19 protein-coding genes are annotated in these 15,394 nt (G+C 72.8%); 8 read left to right on the forward strand and 11 right to left on the reverse strand.

Features of this window, described 5'->3' with window-relative positions; translation table 11 throughout:
• Nucleotides 1-43: 43 nt before the first annotated feature.
• Genes ACI6GS_RS07110 through nthA form a run of 3 tightly spaced genes read right to left on the reverse strand, consistent with a single transcriptional unit; the run spans nucleotide 44 to nucleotide 1,647 of the window.
• On the reverse strand, nucleotides 44-343 hold the full coding sequence (locus ACI6GS_RS07110) for a nitrile hydratase accessory protein (protein WP_439817088.1): 300 nt from the start codon (nucleotides 341-343) through the stop codon (nucleotides 44-46).
• Nucleotides 340-1,008, reverse strand: a complete 669-nt coding sequence (gene nthB / locus ACI6GS_RS07115) for a nitrile hydratase subunit beta (protein ID WP_439817089.1) — start codon at nucleotides 1,006-1,008, stop codon at nucleotides 340-342. The genes ACI6GS_RS07110 and nthB overlap by 4 nt, the downstream gene beginning before the upstream one ends.
• 39 nt (nucleotides 1,009-1,047) lie before the next feature.
• The gene (gene nthA / locus ACI6GS_RS07120; RefSeq protein WP_439817090.1) at nucleotides 1,048-1,647 is read right to left on the reverse strand and encodes a nitrile hydratase subunit alpha; all 600 of its coding nucleotides are present in this window, start codon (nucleotides 1,645-1,647) and stop codon (nucleotides 1,048-1,050) included.
• An 81-nt stretch (nucleotides 1,648-1,728) separates the two neighbouring features.
• On the opposite strand from nthA, the gene ACI6GS_RS07125 reads away from it, so the two are divergent.
• Together ACI6GS_RS07125 and ACI6GS_RS07130 are read left to right on the forward strand one after the other, a co-directional pair.
• Nucleotides 1,729-4,005 carry a patatin-like protein gene (locus ACI6GS_RS07125; protein ID WP_439817091.1) on the forward strand — a complete coding sequence of 759 codons (2,277 nt, stop codon included), beginning with the start codon at nucleotides 1,729-1,731 and terminating at the stop codon, nucleotides 4,003-4,005.
• An 11-nt stretch (nucleotides 4,006-4,016) separates the two neighbouring features.
• Nucleotides 4,017-4,430, forward strand: a complete 414-nt coding sequence (locus ACI6GS_RS07130) for a PaaI family thioesterase (RefSeq protein ID WP_439817092.1) — start codon at nucleotides 4,017-4,019, stop codon at nucleotides 4,428-4,430.
• Here ACI6GS_RS07130 and ACI6GS_RS07135 read toward each other — a convergent pair.
• Nucleotides 4,403-5,053, reverse strand: coding sequence for a TetR/AcrR family transcriptional regulator (locus tag ACI6GS_RS07135; RefSeq protein ID WP_439817093.1), 651 nt, complete (start codon nucleotides 5,051-5,053; stop codon nucleotides 4,403-4,405). The genes ACI6GS_RS07130 and ACI6GS_RS07135 overlap by 28 nt on opposite strands.
• 88 nt (nucleotides 5,054-5,141) lie before the next feature.
• Here ACI6GS_RS07135 and ACI6GS_RS07140 point away from each other — a divergent pair, with 88 nt between their 5' ends.
• Nucleotides 5,142-5,762, forward strand: coding sequence for a glutathione S-transferase N-terminal domain-containing protein (locus tag ACI6GS_RS07140; RefSeq protein WP_439817094.1), 621 nt, complete (start codon nucleotides 5,142-5,144; stop codon nucleotides 5,760-5,762).
• Nucleotides 5,763-5,778: 16 nt separating this feature from the next.
• Here ACI6GS_RS07140 and ACI6GS_RS07145 read toward each other — a convergent pair whose 3' ends face one another.
• Nucleotides 5,779-6,516 (reverse strand): metal ABC transporter ATP-binding protein, encoded by a 738-nt coding sequence (locus tag ACI6GS_RS07145; protein ID WP_439817095.1) that lies wholly within the window; start codon nucleotides 6,514-6,516, stop codon nucleotides 5,779-5,781.
• Nucleotides 6,517-6,556: 40 nt separating this feature from the next.
• On the reverse strand, nucleotides 6,557-7,414 hold the full coding sequence (locus ACI6GS_RS07150) for an SDR family oxidoreductase (RefSeq protein WP_439817096.1): 858 nt from the start codon (nucleotides 7,412-7,414) through the stop codon (nucleotides 6,557-6,559).
• A gap of 9 nt (nucleotides 7,415-7,423) precedes the next feature.
• On the opposite strand from ACI6GS_RS07150, the gene ACI6GS_RS07155 reads away from it, so the two are divergent.
• Nucleotides 7,424-8,425: a glycosyltransferase family 2 protein gene (locus ACI6GS_RS07155; protein WP_439817097.1), complete on the forward strand. Its 1,002-nt coding sequence runs from the start codon at nucleotides 7,424-7,426 to the stop codon at nucleotides 8,423-8,425.
• Here ACI6GS_RS07155 and ACI6GS_RS07160 read toward each other — a convergent pair.
• The 5 genes from ACI6GS_RS07160 to ACI6GS_RS07180 are packed head-to-tail and all read right to left on the reverse strand — an operon-like array spanning nucleotide 8,385 to nucleotide 11,940.
• Complete coding sequence (locus ACI6GS_RS07160; protein ID WP_439817098.1) at nucleotides 8,385-8,843, reverse strand: PulJ/GspJ family protein; 459 nt, start codon at nucleotides 8,841-8,843, stop codon at nucleotides 8,385-8,387. The genes ACI6GS_RS07155 and ACI6GS_RS07160 overlap by 41 nt on opposite strands.
• On the reverse strand, nucleotides 8,840-9,262 hold the full coding sequence (locus ACI6GS_RS07165) for a prepilin-type N-terminal cleavage/methylation domain-containing protein (RefSeq protein ID WP_439817099.1): 423 nt from the start codon (nucleotides 9,260-9,262) through the stop codon (nucleotides 8,840-8,842). Before ACI6GS_RS07165 ends, ACI6GS_RS07160 begins: the two co-directional genes overlap by 4 nt.
• Nucleotides 9,263-9,268: 6 nt before the next feature.
• Complete coding sequence (gspG, locus tag ACI6GS_RS07170) at nucleotides 9,269-9,790, reverse strand: type II secretion system major pseudopilin GspG (protein WP_439817100.1); 522 nt, start codon at nucleotides 9,788-9,790, stop codon at nucleotides 9,269-9,271.
• Between the two features lie 11 nt (nucleotides 9,791-9,801).
• Nucleotides 9,802-11,007 (reverse strand): type II secretion system F family protein, encoded by a 1,206-nt coding sequence (locus ACI6GS_RS07175; protein WP_439817101.1) that lies wholly within the window; start codon nucleotides 11,005-11,007, stop codon nucleotides 9,802-9,804.
• A gap of 27 nt (nucleotides 11,008-11,034) precedes the next feature.
• On the reverse strand, nucleotides 11,035-11,940 hold the full coding sequence (locus ACI6GS_RS07180; protein WP_439817102.1) for a glycosyltransferase family 2 protein: 906 nt from the start codon (nucleotides 11,938-11,940) through the stop codon (nucleotides 11,035-11,037).
• Nucleotides 11,941-11,963: 23 nt separating this feature from the next.
• Here ACI6GS_RS07180 and ACI6GS_RS07185 point away from each other — a divergent pair, with 23 nt between their 5' ends.
• Genes ACI6GS_RS07185 through ACI6GS_RS07200 form a run of 4 tightly spaced genes read left to right on the forward strand, consistent with a single transcriptional unit; the run spans nucleotide 11,964 to nucleotide 15,379 of the window.
• Complete coding sequence (locus ACI6GS_RS07185) at nucleotides 11,964-13,043, forward strand: general secretion pathway protein GspK (RefSeq protein WP_439817103.1); 1,080 nt, start codon at nucleotides 11,964-11,966, stop codon at nucleotides 13,041-13,043.
• Nucleotides 13,009-14,070 carry a hypothetical protein gene (locus tag ACI6GS_RS07190; RefSeq protein WP_439817104.1) on the forward strand — a complete coding sequence of 354 codons (1,062 nt, stop codon included), beginning with the start codon at nucleotides 13,009-13,011 and terminating at the stop codon, nucleotides 14,068-14,070. Before ACI6GS_RS07185 ends, ACI6GS_RS07190 begins: the two co-directional genes overlap by 35 nt.
• Nucleotides 14,055-14,657, forward strand: a complete 603-nt coding sequence (locus tag ACI6GS_RS07195) for a GspMb/PilO family protein (protein ID WP_439817105.1) — start codon at nucleotides 14,055-14,057, stop codon at nucleotides 14,655-14,657. Before ACI6GS_RS07190 ends, ACI6GS_RS07195 begins: the two co-directional genes overlap by 16 nt.
• 26 nt (nucleotides 14,658-14,683) lie before the next feature.
• Nucleotides 14,684-15,379: a hypothetical protein gene (locus ACI6GS_RS07200; protein ID WP_439817106.1), complete on the forward strand. Its 696-nt coding sequence runs from the start codon at nucleotides 14,684-14,686 to the stop codon at nucleotides 15,377-15,379.
• Nucleotides 15,380-15,394: the final 15 nt, after the last annotated feature.

A 15,394-nucleotide genomic window follows, 5' to 3' on the forward strand; every position in this document is an offset into this window, starting at 1 on the left:
CCGGATCACGCTGGTCAGGTGCTGGTCCTCCATTTCGCTCTGGTCACCGCAAGCGGATGGTGCGGTCGTCGGGGCGCAGGCGGGCGACTTCGGCGTCGGTCTCGGCGTGGCTCAGCAGAGCCAGGGAGGCGAGCAGGTCCTCCGCCGCGTGCAGCCAGGATTCGTAATAGGCCTGGTCCGGTTCGGCCGCGATCTCGGCCGCCAGGCGGGTGTGGAAGTCGACCCAGGGAAAGCGGCCCTGGCGGCTGAGCGCCACGACGATCGCGAAGATGCGGGCTTCCCACGGCTCGGCAAAGACGCGCTCCGCGGGCAGGACAGCCAGGTCGTCGTGGCCATCGGTCAAGGGGCCGGCTCCAGATAGCTGTCCCACAGGTCCAGGGTCAGGCTGTCGCGCGGATCGGCCTCCGCCCCCCACAGGTCGGGCGCCGCGAACACGACCGTGTAGGACCATTCGGGGCGATCCTCCCCTTCGGCATGGGCATCGGCCAGCAGGTAGGTGCCCAGCACCCGCTCCACCGTTCCCACCCGGCCGCGGGCATAGCGCGGCAGGCGGTTGTGGCCATAGCCCATGGTGCTGCGGGTCAGGACCCGGTCGCCCGCCTTGAAGCGCGCGGGCACGGAACCTGGCGCCGCCTGCGACGCGCCGCCGGCCACGACGGCCGGCACCGCGGCCGCCGGTCCTGCCGGCCGTCCGGCCAGGGCAGGGGGAAGGGCCTGGCGCGGCTGGCCATCAGCCAGTTCCTCCTCCGTCACCGCGCCCGCTTCCAGCAGCCGCGCGGTCAGGCCGGCCAGCCACTTCTCGTAATAGCTGGCGGCCAGGTAGGCGGCTGGAGGCATCCGTTCCAGGGTGCGGCGGAACTGGTCGGCGCTGGACGGCACGACAAAGCCGGACAGCATGTTCATCGCGAACACGCGCCCTTCCCACGCGGCGTGGAACACCGTCTCGTCCGCGTCGGGCGCGACGGCGCCAAAGCCATGCATCCCGCCCATGTCGTGCACGCCGTCCATGTCGTGTTCCTTCGCGCGTCGGGTCGAAACGGTTACGGGTCAGACCAGGGCGGTGCCGATCATGCCGTCGCGCGTGACCAAGGCGGCAAGGGCGGCGGCGTCCAGCCCGTCGGTGCCCGACGGGCGGCGGGGCAGGACCATGTAGCGCTGGTCGGCATTGCTGTCCCACACCCGCACCGCAGTGCCAGCCGGCAGGTGCACCCCGAACTCGGCCAGCACGGCACGGGGTTCGCGCACGACGCGGGCGCGATAGGCCGCACTCTTGTACCAGGTCGGCGGCAGGCCCAGGACCGGCCAGGGATAGCAGGAGCACAGGGTGCAGACGATCATGTTGTGCACGTCATCGCTGTTCTCGACCACGCGCATGTGCTCGCCCTCCATCCCCTGGAAGCCAAGCTCGGCGATGGCGGCCGTCGCATCGGCCATCAGGCGCGCGTGGAAGGCGGGATCGGTCCAGGCCCGGGCGACGACCGCGGCGCCGTTGCGCGGGCCGATCCGGCGCTCATAGGTCTCGACAAAGGCGTCCAGCGCCGCGGGATCGACGATCCCCTTGGCGACCAGCAGCCCCTCGATCGCCTTCACGCGCAGTGCGGTGTCGCGTTCCTCGGCATCGTGTGCGTGGGAATGATCGTGGCTCATCGCGCAAGTTCACCAGATCGCGGATTTTCTGGCCAGCTTCTCCGCATCCTGGCCTTAGGATCCGCCGCGGGAGGGTTGCGCGTGCGCGAGAAGGAATTGCGGGTGGCGCTCGTCTGCTATGGCGGTGCGTCCATGGCCGTCTACATGCATGGCGTCACGCGGGAAATCCTGGCCGCCGCCCGCGCCAGCCGCGCGCTCCATGTCCACGCGGACGAGGCGCCGGAGCACCTGGGCGAGACCGAGCGCGTCTATCGCGATGCCCTGGTGGCGGCGGGGCGGGAAGCCCGCCTGCGCGTGGTGGTCGACGTCATTGCCGGAGCCTCGGCCGGGGGCATCAACGGCCTTCTCCTGGCGCGTGCCCTGGCCCATGACCTGTCCCTCGATCCGCTGACCGCGCTGTGGCTCGACCAGGCCGACGTCACCTACCTGCTGGCCGAGGAACGCCGCGCAGGGCCGTGGAGCAAGGCCTTCATGCGGCCGTTGCTGTGGCTGGCGGCGACGCGCGCGCCCGACGGCATGCTCGACGACGAGGCCAAGGCCAAGCTGTCGCTGTTCCTGCGCTCGCGCTGGTTCGAGCCGCCGTTCGACGGGCCCAAGCTGTCGGCCACCCTGTTGCGGGCGGCACGTGCCATGGGGACGACGGCGCGGGACGATGCCTCGCTGGTGCCGGCGGGCCTGCCGCTGCGCCTGTTCGTGACGGTCACCGACTTCTGGGGGCGCGACACGGTGCTGGCCGGCCACGACCCGCCCCATGTCGTGGAGCGCGAGCATCGCCACGTCCTGGCCATGTCCTATCGGGCGGCGCCCCTTGGCCCGGTCGAGAGCGACTTCGACGACGGGGCGCTGGCCGGCCTGGTGTTCGCCGCACGCGCCACGTCGTGCTTTCCCGGTGCCTTTCCGCCCGCGACCATCGCCGAGGTGGAGGCCGTCGCCGCCGAGCAGGGCGCCCCCTGGCGCGACCGCCCGCGCTTCCTGGCGACCACCATGGCCGCCTATGCCGGTGCCGCGGACGATGTGGCGCGCATCCCCTTCATCGACGGGGGTGTCCTCAACAACAAGCCGTTCGGCGAGGCCCTGGCCGTGATCGGCCGCCAGCCCGCCTATCGCCAGATCGACCGCCGCGTCGTCTATATCGAGCCGGACCCGCACGAGTGGGGCCGGCGCCATGCGGGCCTGCCCGGCTTTGCCAGCGTGCTGTTCGGCGCGCTGTCCGACCTGCCGCGACAGCAGCCCGTGGGCACGGCGCTGCAGGCCGTGGAGGAGCAGAACGCGCTGGTCCGCCGCCTGGCCGGCGTGGTCGAGGCCGCGCGGCCGCGCATCGCCCAGCACGTGACGGACGTCCTGGGCTGGTGGCCGCGGGGCCGCTATGACGCCGCTACGCTGGGCCATTGGCGGCGGAAGGCCGAGACGCTGGCCGCGCGCAGCGCGGGCTTTGCCTTCGAGGCCTATGCCCGGCTGCGCCTGGCCGACACCTGGGAGGCGCTGGGCCTGCCGCGGTCGGACGGAGCCGAGACACCGATCGAGGTCGAGGACGCCGATGCCGCGTGGGCGCGCACCCTGGCCGACTATGACGTGACCTACAGGCGGCGCCGGCTCAGCTTCCTGCTGCGCGAGCTCAACCTGCTCTATGCCAGGCTGGGGCCCGCCTGTCCCTTCGCGGCGACCGACCTGGATACGATCAAGCGCGCCCTGTACGAGGCGCTGGAATCGGTCCGCACGATCGAGGCGGCGCTGCCCGGCTCGGACGCGGTCCGGGCGGTTGCCGCGGCGACGGGCGACGCCCGCGCCGCCCTGCTGGAGCGCGTGCGGGCGGGCCTGGGGCTGGGCGCGCTCGATGCGCGGGTGGACGCGGCCCTGGCCGTACAGGGCGCCGAGCCGGGCCTGGCGGCGGCCGCTCATGCCCTGCGCATCGCCTATCTGGGCTTCCCGTTCTGGGACGTGCTGATCTTCGCCTCCAGCGGCTGGCGCGAACTGGACGAGTTCAACGAGATCAAGATCGACCGGATCAGCCCACTGGATGCGGCGGTGCTGCGTGGCCATGGCGCGCCTGTGCGCCTGCGCAGCGCCCGGCTGCGGGCCTTTGCCGGCTTCTTCTCCCGCGCCGACCGCGAACAGGACTACCTGCTGGGTCGGATGCAGGCGGCGGAGCGGATGATCGACCTGATCTGCGACGCCGCGGCCCCGGATGCGCCCCCGCCGGCGCAGGTCCTGGCGCTCAAGGTGCGGGCTTTCCACGCCGTCCTGGCGGAGGAGGAGGCGCGCCTGTCGCCGGCGGTGCTGGCACTGGGCCGGCTGTGGGCGGAGGGGGACGGCGCGGCCGCTGGGGCAACGATCTTGGAACGGGGGACGACGGAATGACGGCATGCCGCATGAGCCTGGACGCGCTGCGCGCACTGATCGCGCGTGAGTACCCGCAGATGGATGGCCAGGTGATCATCGAATCGATCCGGCCCATGGGCGCGCTGTGCCGGCTGCCCTATCACGACCGTCACCTGCGGGCCGGGGGCACGATCTCGGGCCCGGCGCTGATGACGCTGGCGGATGCGGCCCTCTACTACGCCGTGCTGGCCATGATCGGGCCTGTGCCGCTGGCGGTGACGACCAATCTCAACATCAACTTCCTGCGCAAGCCGGCACAGAAGGACGTGCTGGCCGACGTGCGCCTGCTGAAGCTGGGCCGCCGCCTGGCCATCGGCGAGATCGCCATGTTCAGCGAGGGCGAGGATGACGACCTGGTGGCCCATGCCACCGGCACCTACTCGATCCCGCCCGACCGCGCCTGAGGCGGCCCAGCCGCACCGGCCAGCAGCAAGGCCACGCCCTCGCGGGCCAGGGCTTCCAGCTCGGTGCGTGCCGTGCCGGATCGGGCGCGGATCGCCAGGCTGTGCAGCAGGGCGCCGGCCATACGGGCGCAGGCCTGAACCGGCGCGCCGGGGGGCAGGTCCCCGTCCACGACCGCCTGGGCCAGGCGGTCGGACAGCGCGGCGTCGACATAGGCGATGGTCCCCGCCACGGCCTGGCGCACATCGGCATCGGCGACGGCTTCTGTCGCGGCGGTGCACAGGATCAGGCAGCCGCGCGGGCCATGCCCCCCCGCCACATAGGCGCCGATCGCCCCCAGGTAGAATGCGTCCAGCGCCGCAGCCAGGCGTGGCAATGCCAGGGCCGCCTGGAGGCCGTGCGCCATCTCCTCGGCCACGGCGGCGATGGCGCCCAGATACATCGTCTTCTTGTCGCCGAAGGCATTGTAGAGGCTGGGGCGGTTCATGGCCGTGGCGGCCACCAGGTCGTCCAGCGACGTCGCAGCCAGACCCCGGTCCCAGAATGCGTCGCGGATCGCAGCCCGCGCCACGGCCCGGTCATAGGACGGGGGCCGGCCCTTGGCGCGTTTTGTACCGTTCTGCATAAATCTCTTGACCTGTCTACTTCTGTGCGAGACGGTACAGATATAGCGCCGGGTGGCCCCTGTGCCAACGCCGAGAGGGATCTTGACCATGCTCGACATCTATTTCGCGCCGCTTTCGTGCTCGATGGCGACGCGGATCGCGATCCATGAAACCGGTCTGGAGGCGCGATTCCACGAAGTCGTGCTGTCGACAAAGCTGACCCGCGACGGGGAGGATTTCCGCCGGGTGAACCCCACGGGCCAGGTCCCCGCCCTGGTCACCGGAGAGGGCGACATCCTGACCGAGGGCACGGCCATCCTGCAGTACCTGGCGGACCAGGCGCCGCAGGCGGGCCTGGCGCCGGCTTCGGGCACGCTGGACCGCGCCCGCCTGCACCAGTGGCTGAACTTCATCGCGACGGAGGTGCACAAGGCGGTCTTTGCGATGATCTTCAACCCGGCATCGCCGCCGGAGGCCAAGGCCTTTGCCCGGTCGCTGCTGCCGCTGCGCTATGACCGGCTGTCCCGCCATCTGGAGGGGCGCGACTATCTGGTGGGGGAGGGTTTCACCGTGGCGGATGCCTATCTGGTTACCACCTTCAACTGGGCCGATCCCGCCGGTGTCGACCTGTCGCCCTGGCCCGTCCTGGTCGCGTGGCGCGACCGGCAGCGGGCCCGCCCCAGCGTCGCCCGGGCCCTGGGCGAGGAACTCGCGCTGCGCGCCGCTTGAGCCGAACCCCGATGCCTCAGGCGCTGAGGCGGCAGGGTTCGGCGTCGTCGTCCCAGGCTTCGGCCATGCGGCGCACGCGGCCCAGCGTCTCAGGCGTCAGGACCTCGGCCGTGGGGCCCCAGGCAACGGGCGTGCGGGCCATCAGCAGCGTCTGCGGGAAGTGGCGCCGGACCATCTCCAGGTCATGCAGGACTGCGATCACGGTGCGCCGTTCGCCGTGCCACCGCTCCACCAGGGCCAGCAGGTCGGTGGTGGTGCGCTGGTCGAGGGCGGCAAAGGGTTCGTCCAGCAGGATCACGGGCGCGTCCTGCAGCAGCATGCGGGCGAATAGCACGCGCTGGAACTGACCGACCGACAGGCTGCCGATGGGGCGCGTGCCAAAGCCTTCCAGCCCCACCGTCGCCAAGGCCTGGGCACCCCGGGCGCGCAAGGCCCGCGACACGCTGCCGAATGCCCCCACCTGGGCCCATGCGCCCAGCATCACGGTGTCGGCCACGCTGACGGGAAAGCTGCGGTCGATTTCCGCCTGCTGGGGCAGGTAGGCCAACTGGCGCGGCCGCAGGCCGGGCAGGGCGACGTGACCCTCCGCCGCGGGAAGCAGGCCGGCAATGCACTTCAGCAGCGTGCTCTTGCCCGCACCATTGGGCCCCACGATCGCCGTCAGGCTGCCATCCGCGAACACGCCGTCCAGGTGATGGACGGCGGGGTGGCGGTCATAGGCGATGGTCAGGTGCTGCAGGCGGATCGCGGACATCGGGTCTAGGTGATAACGTAACGGCCGCGACCATAGCGCGTCAGAAGGCGATGCGCGACAGGCCCTGTTCCAGGGTCATCGGCCGCACCCCCAGCCGGGCCATCATCTCGTCGGTGGGAAAGGCCTTGTCCTCGGTCACGCGGCGGATCTCGGTCGCGCGGATGCGGGGCACGCCCGGCACGATCGCCGTGACCGGCGCCGCCGCCAGAAGAAGCGGCAGCGGCAGGGGCATGATCGCGATGCGCCGGCCGGCATGGCGTGCCACGGCGCGGACGAAGGCGTGATAGGGCATCGCCTCGGCCCCGGCGACGACCAGGGGCGGCTCGGCCTGGGGCGGACCGGCCAGTGCCGCGTCGAGGCAGGCGACGACGTCGTCGGCATGGATCGGCTGGACCAGGGCCCGCCCGCCCGAGGGGAGGGGCACGACCGGCACGCGCCGGACCAGGCGGGCCAGGCGCTGGACATTGTCGTCGGCCACGCCGCCATAGATCATGGTCGGATGCAGCATGATGCCCGGCCGGCCAGAGGCCAGGAACGCCGCCTCGCCCGCCAGGACGCCGTTGCCATGGTCGTCGGGCCAGCGCGTGAACTTGCGCGTGGACCCGACCAGGACCATGCGCTGCAGGTCGGCCGGCGCCGCCGCGACGAGGGTGGGAGTGAAGCGCGCATGGGCCACGCTGACCAGGTGGCGCACGCCGGCCAGGGCGCGGCGGGTCGCCTCCACGTCGCGCAGGTCGGCCACGCGCACCTCGGCCAGGCCGGGAATGCCGGCGACCGTCTCGGCCCGGCGGACGACGGCGATGGGCGCCACGCCGCGGGCGACCAGCGTGCGCAGGTAGTGGCGGCCCAGGCGGCCTCCGCCGCCGACGACAGCAAGGGGGGTGGCGGAGGGGAGCATGGCCGCAGCATGTGCGACGTGACGGTCGTGCTGGTCAACTACAATGGTGGTGCCGACCTGGCCACCGCCCTTGCCCATCTGGCGCGCCAGACGGTGATGCCGCGTGCCGTCGTGGTGGTCGACAATGCCTCGACCGATGGCTCCGCCGAGGGCCTGCCACCCAACGTCACGCTCATCCGGGCGGGAGCCAACCTGGGCTTTGCCGCGGCCAACAACCTGGCCGCGCAGGCAGCAGACAGTGAATGGCTGGCGCTGCTGAACCCCGATGCCTTTCCCGAGCCCGGCTGGCTGGAGGCCCTGATGCAGGCGACGCGCCTGCACCCGGAATGCAGCGGCTTCGGCTCGCTGCAGGTCCAGGCGGCCGACCCCACGGTGCTGGACGGCGCCGGCGACTGCTATCACCTGAGTGGCGTGCCCTATCGCGGCGGCTACGGCCACATGACCGAGAATGCCCCGCCGGAGGGCGAAGTATTCGCCCCCTGTGCCGCGGCGGCCCTGTACCGGCGCAGCGCCTTCCTGGCGGCGGGCGGCTTCGACGCGGACTTCTTCTGCTATTGCGAGGATGTCGACCTGGCCTTTCGCCTGCGCCTTGCCGGCCATCGCTTCCGCCAGGTGGGCGACGCGGTGGTGCGCCATGTCGGCTCCGCCTCCACCGGGCGGGGCAGCGCGTTCCAGACGCGGCTGGGCTATCGCAACCGGCTGTGGACCTTTGCCAAGGACATGCCCGGGCCGCTGCTGGCGCCGACCTTGGTTCTGCATGTCGCGGCGACGCTGGTCCTGCTGCTGCGCGACGGCGTGCGCGGGCGCGGGGGGGCCGCCCTGCGTGGCCTGGGCCAGGGCCTGGCCGGCCTGCCCGCGGTGCTGCGCAAGCGTCGCGCGGTTCAGGCGACGCGGACGATCGGGGCGCGGGCTTTGTCGAACATGATGGTCTGGTCGCTGGGCGCGCTGGTGATGCGGCTGCCCCAGGTGCTCAGCGCGGGATCTGCCCCTGATCGTCGGCTGGGGGGGTGAGGGCCGTCCGCTCCGCCCCGGTCATGCGGCGCCAGCCGACCCGGTCAACGGCGATGCGGTCGGCCACCCGCCCGTCCAGCTCCACGATTTCCAGTTCCAGGCGATAGAGGCCGACCAGGAATGCGCTGGGTCCGCCATCGGGCCCGGCACCCGGGCGCGGCACCTCGACCGCGCGGCTGGTCCAGGCGATGGCATAGCGCGCCAGCGCCAGGCGGCCCTGCGGTTCGGCCATCGGGTTCACCACCTGGGCCAGTTCCAGGGCGTTGCGCTGGCGCTCCGCCGTCTCGACCAGCGCCGCAAGGCGCCCGGCGGAGCGCGCGGCCGTTCCCACCGCCTGGTAGAAGCCGGCCAGGACGGCGCCGGCGATGGCCAGCGCGACCAGCCCCTCCAGCAGCGTGAAGCCAGGCCGCGCTGTCATTGCGCCACCAGGCGCCGCGGCCGGCAGAACGGCGGGTCCAGCGCGTAGTCGGCCCGCGCCTCGCCCCGCCACAGGGTCAGCCGGCCGCCGGAGCACACGCCGTCATTGCGATAGCGGATGGGGGGATCCGCCTCCACCCGCCAGCCCGGCTCCAGCCGCAGGGCGATGGCCGGCTGGCCGGGGGGCGGGACCTGCCCGGGCAACTGGGCCAGGGTGTAGTCGGTCCCGTCCAGGCTGGCGGCCAGCGGCAGGCGCGCCAACTGACGCTCGACCTCCCCCCGCCCCAGCGCCAGGACGGCCCCGTCGTACATCCGCGCCGCGTTGGGCAGGACCAGCCCGGCCAGGCCCGCCAGCAGGGCCAGCGTCAGCAGCACTTCCAGCAGGGTGAACCCGGGATGGGCTGCCGCCGGCCTGGCCATGGGTGTTCAGGTATTGGGCGGCAGCAGGCCGACGGCATTCGTTAAGGTCTGCCCCGCCGCCGGTCCATCCTCGCCATAGGAGAACAGCGTCACGCCGTTCTCTGGCCGGCCGGTCGGCCCATACTGGTAGGGATTGCCCCAGGGGTCGACCGGCACCGCGCCGGTCAGGTAGGGGCCATGCCAGCGGGCCTTGGCCTGGGGATCGGCCGGCGGCTGCGTCAGCAGCAGCAGGCCTTCCTGCGCGGTGGGATAGCGGCCCAGGTCCAGGCGCATGGCATCCAGCGCCGATTTCAGCTGGCTGACCTGGACCTTGGCCGTGTCGACCTTGGAGCGATCCAGTCGATTGATCAACTGCGGCCCGACCAGGCCCGCCAGCAGGCCGATCAGCACCAGCACGATCAGCATCTCGAGCAGGGTGAAGCCGGGACGGGCCAACGGGCCGGCATCTGCGCGGCGCCGGGCAAGCCAGGTCCGCAGGCGGGCCAGATGGCCGGATGCAGCGGGTGGCGGAAAGGAATCGGGGGTCACGACAAGGCTCCTCAGATCGGGATCTGATTGATGCTGGTGATTGCTGACATGATCGCGACGGCGACGAAGCCGATCAGGCCGCCGATCAGCAGGATCGCCGCCGGTTCCACGACCATCAGGATGCGCCGGGTGCGCTGGCGCAGCGCGCCCTCGTGCGTGGTGGCGACGATGCGCATCGTCTCGGCCAGCCGGCCCGAACGCTCGCCCACGCGCACAAGGTTGATCACCGTCGCCGGCATGCCGCTGTATTCGGCCAGCGCATCGGCCAGCGCGCCACCGCTGCGCACCGCCCGCTCCACCTGCGCCAGTTGGGCGTTGGCGCTGTCCAGGCGGACCACCTGGCGGCCCAGTTCCAGCGCACGCAGCAGTGGCACGCGGTTCTCGATCAGGCGGGCAAAGACCGTGGCCCAGCGCGCCGCGTCGGTCTCCGCCAGCCAGCGCCCCGTGACGGGCAGTCGCCCGGCACGCTGGACCATCGCCTCGCGCGCGGTGGGGCTGCGGACCAGTGCGGCGATCGCCGCGACCACCGCGCCAAGGATGCCCAGCGCCAGCCAGGGATGCGCGTCGAGGCGGGTGCCGATGTCGAACACCAGGCGACTGGCGAAGGGCAGCTCCTCCATCCGGCCGCGAAACATGGGCAGGAACTGCGGCACGACATAGAGGAAGACAAAGACCACGGCGGCCAGCCCCGCCGCGACAAGGATTGCCGGGTAGATCAGGCTGGAGCGCAGCTCGGCCCGCACCTGGAGGTCATGCTCGACCTGGACCAGCGCATCGCCCAAGGCGGGGACCAGCTTGCCCGACAGCTCCCCCGCCTCGACAAGGGCATGGGCATAGGGCGGCAGCATGGGCAGCGTCGCGCGGCAGGCATCGGCGAAGCGGCTGCCCCGGCGCAGCAGGGTCGCCATCTCGTCCAGGGCGCGGGCGACCTGGGGCTGGCTCGCGGCCCCGGCGATCAGGGGCACCGCCTCGGCCAGCTGGACCCCGCCACCCAGCAGCGTGTGCAACTCGCGTAATGCGCCCGCATAGTCGCGCAAGGCGGCGGGCCGCGCGAACAGGCGCCGGCCGCGAACCGCGGCCGCGGTGGCGTCGTCCAGGCGCAACGGCGTCAGGCCGCGCGCCGCCAGGTCGCGCCGGGCGCGGCGGTCGCTGGGGGCCTCGATTTCGCCCACCACCGTGCGGCCGTCGCTGCTGATCGCCTCGTAGCTGAATTTCATCGGACCTGCCCGCGCATTGCCTGGCCCCTAGGCACCCAGCAGCTTCTTGCCGAAATAGCGCAGCATGCCCTGGATCTTGTGCCGGCGGATCCAGCCCGGGCTGACGGCGCTGGTGCTGCGATAGTGCTTGACCCCGATGCCGGGCACGAACACGACGCTGCCCCCCGCGCGGCGGAAGCGCCAGCAGAAGTCGACATCCTCGAAATGCAGGAAATAGCCCGGATCCATGCCGCCGATCGCGTGGAAATCGGCGGTGCGCATCGTCATGCAGGCGCCGCTGATGACGGCCACCGGCTGCGGCCCGGGGGGCAGGGGCTGTTCGTGCTGGTTGAAGCGGGCCAGAAGGGGATGGCCGGGCGCCAGCCTCCACAGGCGCAGCACCTCCACCGCCACGGTCCATAGGGTCAGGTCCTTGCGCCGGGAGCCCGACTGCTCGGTCCCGTCGGGATTGCGCAGGATGCAGCCCAGCAGCAGGGGCTGCCCCGTGCCGCCGCGCAGCAGGGCCAGAAGCCGGCCCAGCGCGCCCGGGTCGATCACGGCATCCGGGTTCAGCAGCATGATCGTATCTGCCCGGGCCCGCGCCACACCCATGTTGCACGCGGCGGCGAAGCCGACATTGCCCTGGCCGGCGACAAGGTCGATGCGCGGATCGCTGTCGGCGCGCTGCCGCAGGGCCGCGGCGACGGCCGGCGGGTTGCCATTGTCGACCAGGATCAGGCGGCCCAGCGCCTCCTGCGCCAGGACGGCGTCCAGGCATTCGTCCAGCGTCGGTCCGGTGCGGAAGCTGACCACCACGACGTCGATGCAGTCGTCCCCGTGCAGGCCGGCCGCGCCATCGCGCGCGGCCGGCGTGGCCCGCGCCGGCAATGCGGCGCGCACGGCCAGCCCGCCCTGGCGGGCCAGCCTGGGCGGGCCTGCGGGTTGCGCGTCCATCACCATCGGACGGACAATAGCGCATGACCGGGTTCACCACACCTTGGCCTGTTGCGACCGCCGCCGGCGGGGGCGCGCGGGATGGCTTCATCCTGGTCGTCACGATCTGGCTGGCGGCGCTGCTGGGCCTGGCCGCGCTGGCGATCACCGGCTGGGTCGGGCGCGGCGTCGATGACACGCTGGCCTTGGCCGACGCCGCCCGGGGCGAGGCCGCGGCCTTCTCTGCCGAACAGCGGGTGCTGCACGCGCTGGCGGTGCAGCGCATCTCGGCCCGGGGCCTGGAACTGGCGCCGCCGCCGCCCCTGCGCCTGGCCGGCCGCCGGGCCGAGCGCTTCGACCCGTTCGCGATCCCGCCGGAGGGGCAGCCCTTCCTGGCGCTGGACGGGCGGTCCTATCGCCTGGGGACGGTGCTGGTGCGGGTGCAGGACCTGACGGGTCTGCAGTCGCTGGCGGCGCTGGACGACCAGATGATCGGCCGCATCCTGCGGGGCCGCGGGCTGGAGAGCGGTCCGGGCGGCCGCCTGGCCGACACGCTGGCCGACTATGTCGACGCCGATTCGGAACAGCGGCTGAACGGGGCGGAGGCCGACGACTATCCCGACGGGCAGTCCCCCCGCAATGCCGCCCTGGTGACCCCGTGGGAGGTGCGCAGCGTGCTGGGCTGGGACCGCTGGCCGGCCCTGTGGCCGGCGGCGGATCCCGTGCCGCGCCTGTTCTATGCCGGCGGTGGCGGCCTGCTGAACCCCAATACCGCGCCGGAGGAACTGCTCCGCCTGGTGCCGGGCCTGGATGCCGCTGGCGCGCGGCGCCTGGTCCGGGCGCGCCAGGGCACGCCGCTGCGCGGGCCCGACGACCTGGCCAGGCTTGCGGGAAATCCCCAGACGCTGGACCTGTCGCGGTATACGTTCTTGCCCGATGGCAGTTTCCGCATCGAGCTGGTGGCCGATGGCCGGGCCAGGGTGCGGGAGGTGGCGGGCCGCGTCACGCCCCAGGATGAGCGGAGTCCCTGGCACATTGACTATGTCCTCGACCTTCCCGGCGGGAACGCGGCGCGGCCGAAGCCGGGGGATGCTGTCGCGCCTTTTCCCGGCACCGCGTCCTAGCCTGATCGGCCGGACGGGGGTGGAGCGGCCCAATCCCGGCCGCGGCCCCCAGTTCGGCGTGGTCAGCCGGGGCCTGGCCCGCTATCAGCGTTTCCCCCTGATCGCTGAACGCAGCGACGCGCGCCGGCTGGGCGCGCTCGATCTTCAGATCACGCGCTGGTCGCCCTTTGCCGATGCCGGGCGACACATCCACCTGTGGCCCGACCATGCGGGCGTCTGGATCTGGGACCGCACCGCCCTGGCGCAGGGCTTGGTCGCCTTTCGCGACCTGCGCGACGCCCCCATCGTGCCCGAGACGGCGGTGCAGCCGCCCGGGCAGGACGGGCTCCGCCTGGTCGCCGGCATCGAGGGGGTGGAAGGGCAGTACTGGCAGGACGGCGAACTGCTGGCCAGCCGCTGGTGGCCGGCCGCACCCGACACGACCGCGTGGCTGGCGTTCCAGCGCGGCGCGGGCCTGGCGCCAGAGGCGATGCGCCCCGACCTGCCGCCCACCTTCGCGCTGCCGCTGCTGGACCGGCCCTGGACCCAGGCGCGGGCGGCGGGGCCCGCCGAATCGGGGGTGCAGCGCGTCGCCCGCTTTGCCGCCATCGCTGGCCTTGGCGTGCTGCTGGTCGTCGCCTGGCTGGCCGGCGGCCTGCTCAGCCGACAGGCCGACGTCGCCGCGGTGGAGGCGCACATCGCCGACCTGGAGCAGCGGGCCGGGCCATTGCTGGCGGCGCGCGAGCAGACCTTCGCCAATGACGATGTGCTGGCGCTGCTGGCGGCGCTGGACCCGCCGCCACCGCTGGCCCTGCTGGCGGAGCTCATGACCCGGCTGCCGGACCAGGGTGCCGTGCTGTCGTCCTGGCGCCTGCAGAACGGCGAGGTGGAGGTGCTGATCCAGGCGTCGCAGATGCCGGACGCCGCCGCCTATGTCGGTGCGCTGGAGGGGGCGGAGGCTTTCGAGCGCGTGGTGGCCGAGCGGGGCGACCTGGACAACCAGATCCGCCTGCGCATGACCGTGGTGCCGACATGGCGACCGAGCTGAGCGGGGCGCCGCCGGCCGCAGCCGGCGTCCTGGGCCGCCTGCGCGCCGAACTGGCTGGCAATCCGCGCGCCGCCATGGGGCTGGCTGCCATCGGCCTGGTCCTGCTGGTGTGGCTGGCGACGCTGCTAGACGCCGCGCGCCTGGATGCCGACGAGCGCCTGGCCGAGGTGCAGGCCCGCGCCGCGATGCTGGAACGGGTGGTGGCCGATCCCGCCTGGCGCGAACGGGCGGCGGCCAGCGACGTGGCGCGCGCCGCGGCCGAGGCGCGGCTGTGGCAGGGCACGACCGAGGGCCTGGCCCGGGCCGAGTTCCAGGATCGACTGAGCGCGGCCGCGCGCGAGGCCGGGATCATGAACCTGCAGGTCCGCGTCGATCCTGTCGGCGGCGATGACCTGCCCGGCGGGGTGTCGAAGCTGGTTGCGGCGCTGAGCGCTGATTTCGACTGGCCGTCGGCGCAGCGGCTGCTGGCCGCCCTTGCCAGCGCCGACCGGATCCAGGCGGTGGAAACGCTGGTCATCCAGACCGAGCCGTTGCCCCGCATCGACCTGACGGTCGCAACCTATGTCCGCCTGGGGGACCGGCCGTGACCGGGTTCAGGCCAAGGCTGCTGGTGATGGCGGGACTGGCTCTGCTCCTGGCCCTGCTGCTCGGCTGGACGATGGCGGTCCCGCCCGAAGCCCAGGTCAAGGTCAGCGGAAGCGCTGCCTATGTCGCCCGCGGGACCGCGGTCCATGATCCCGCGGCCGACTTGGCGCGCCTGGCCGCACGGCCACCGTTCGCCATGGCGCCTGGCTTGGAGATGGCGCCGCCGGTCTATGACCCCGGCCTGCCGCAGCCGGCGGAGGCGCAGGCCCTGGGCTTTCGCCTGGGCGGCATCGTCAGCACCGAGGCTGGGCCGGAGGCGTTGCTGATCGTGGAGGGCGGCGGCCTGCAGCGCCTGCGGCCGGGCGACGTGCTGCCCGACGGGCGCGCCATCCAGGCGATCACGCCAACCGGCCTGGTGCTGGAGGATCCGGCCGGGCCCGTCACCTTGCGCCTGTTCAACCAGGGCGGGCTGGCGGCGACCGTGCCGCCGCCACCACCCAACGAGGGGGCGCTGGATGGCAGCGCGGCGGGGACCGCCGGCACGCCGTTCCCCGTGGTGCCGGCCGGCGACGATCCACCGGTGCCCCGCCCGGGCGAGCCCTGGCCTGCCGCCATGGGCGCACCGCCCGCCGGCTGGCCGGGGGCGGAGACGATCCCCAACCGCGTGGGCGGACGGGGGCCGCCGCCCAGCGCCGCCGCCGTTCCGCCCGGCGCGCCCGACTGAGGCGGATTGCGGCAA

This window comes from Zavarzinia sp. CC-PAN008 (genome assembly GCF_051903925.1).
Taxonomy (GTDB): domain Bacteria; phylum Pseudomonadota; class Alphaproteobacteria; order Zavarziniales; family Zavarziniaceae.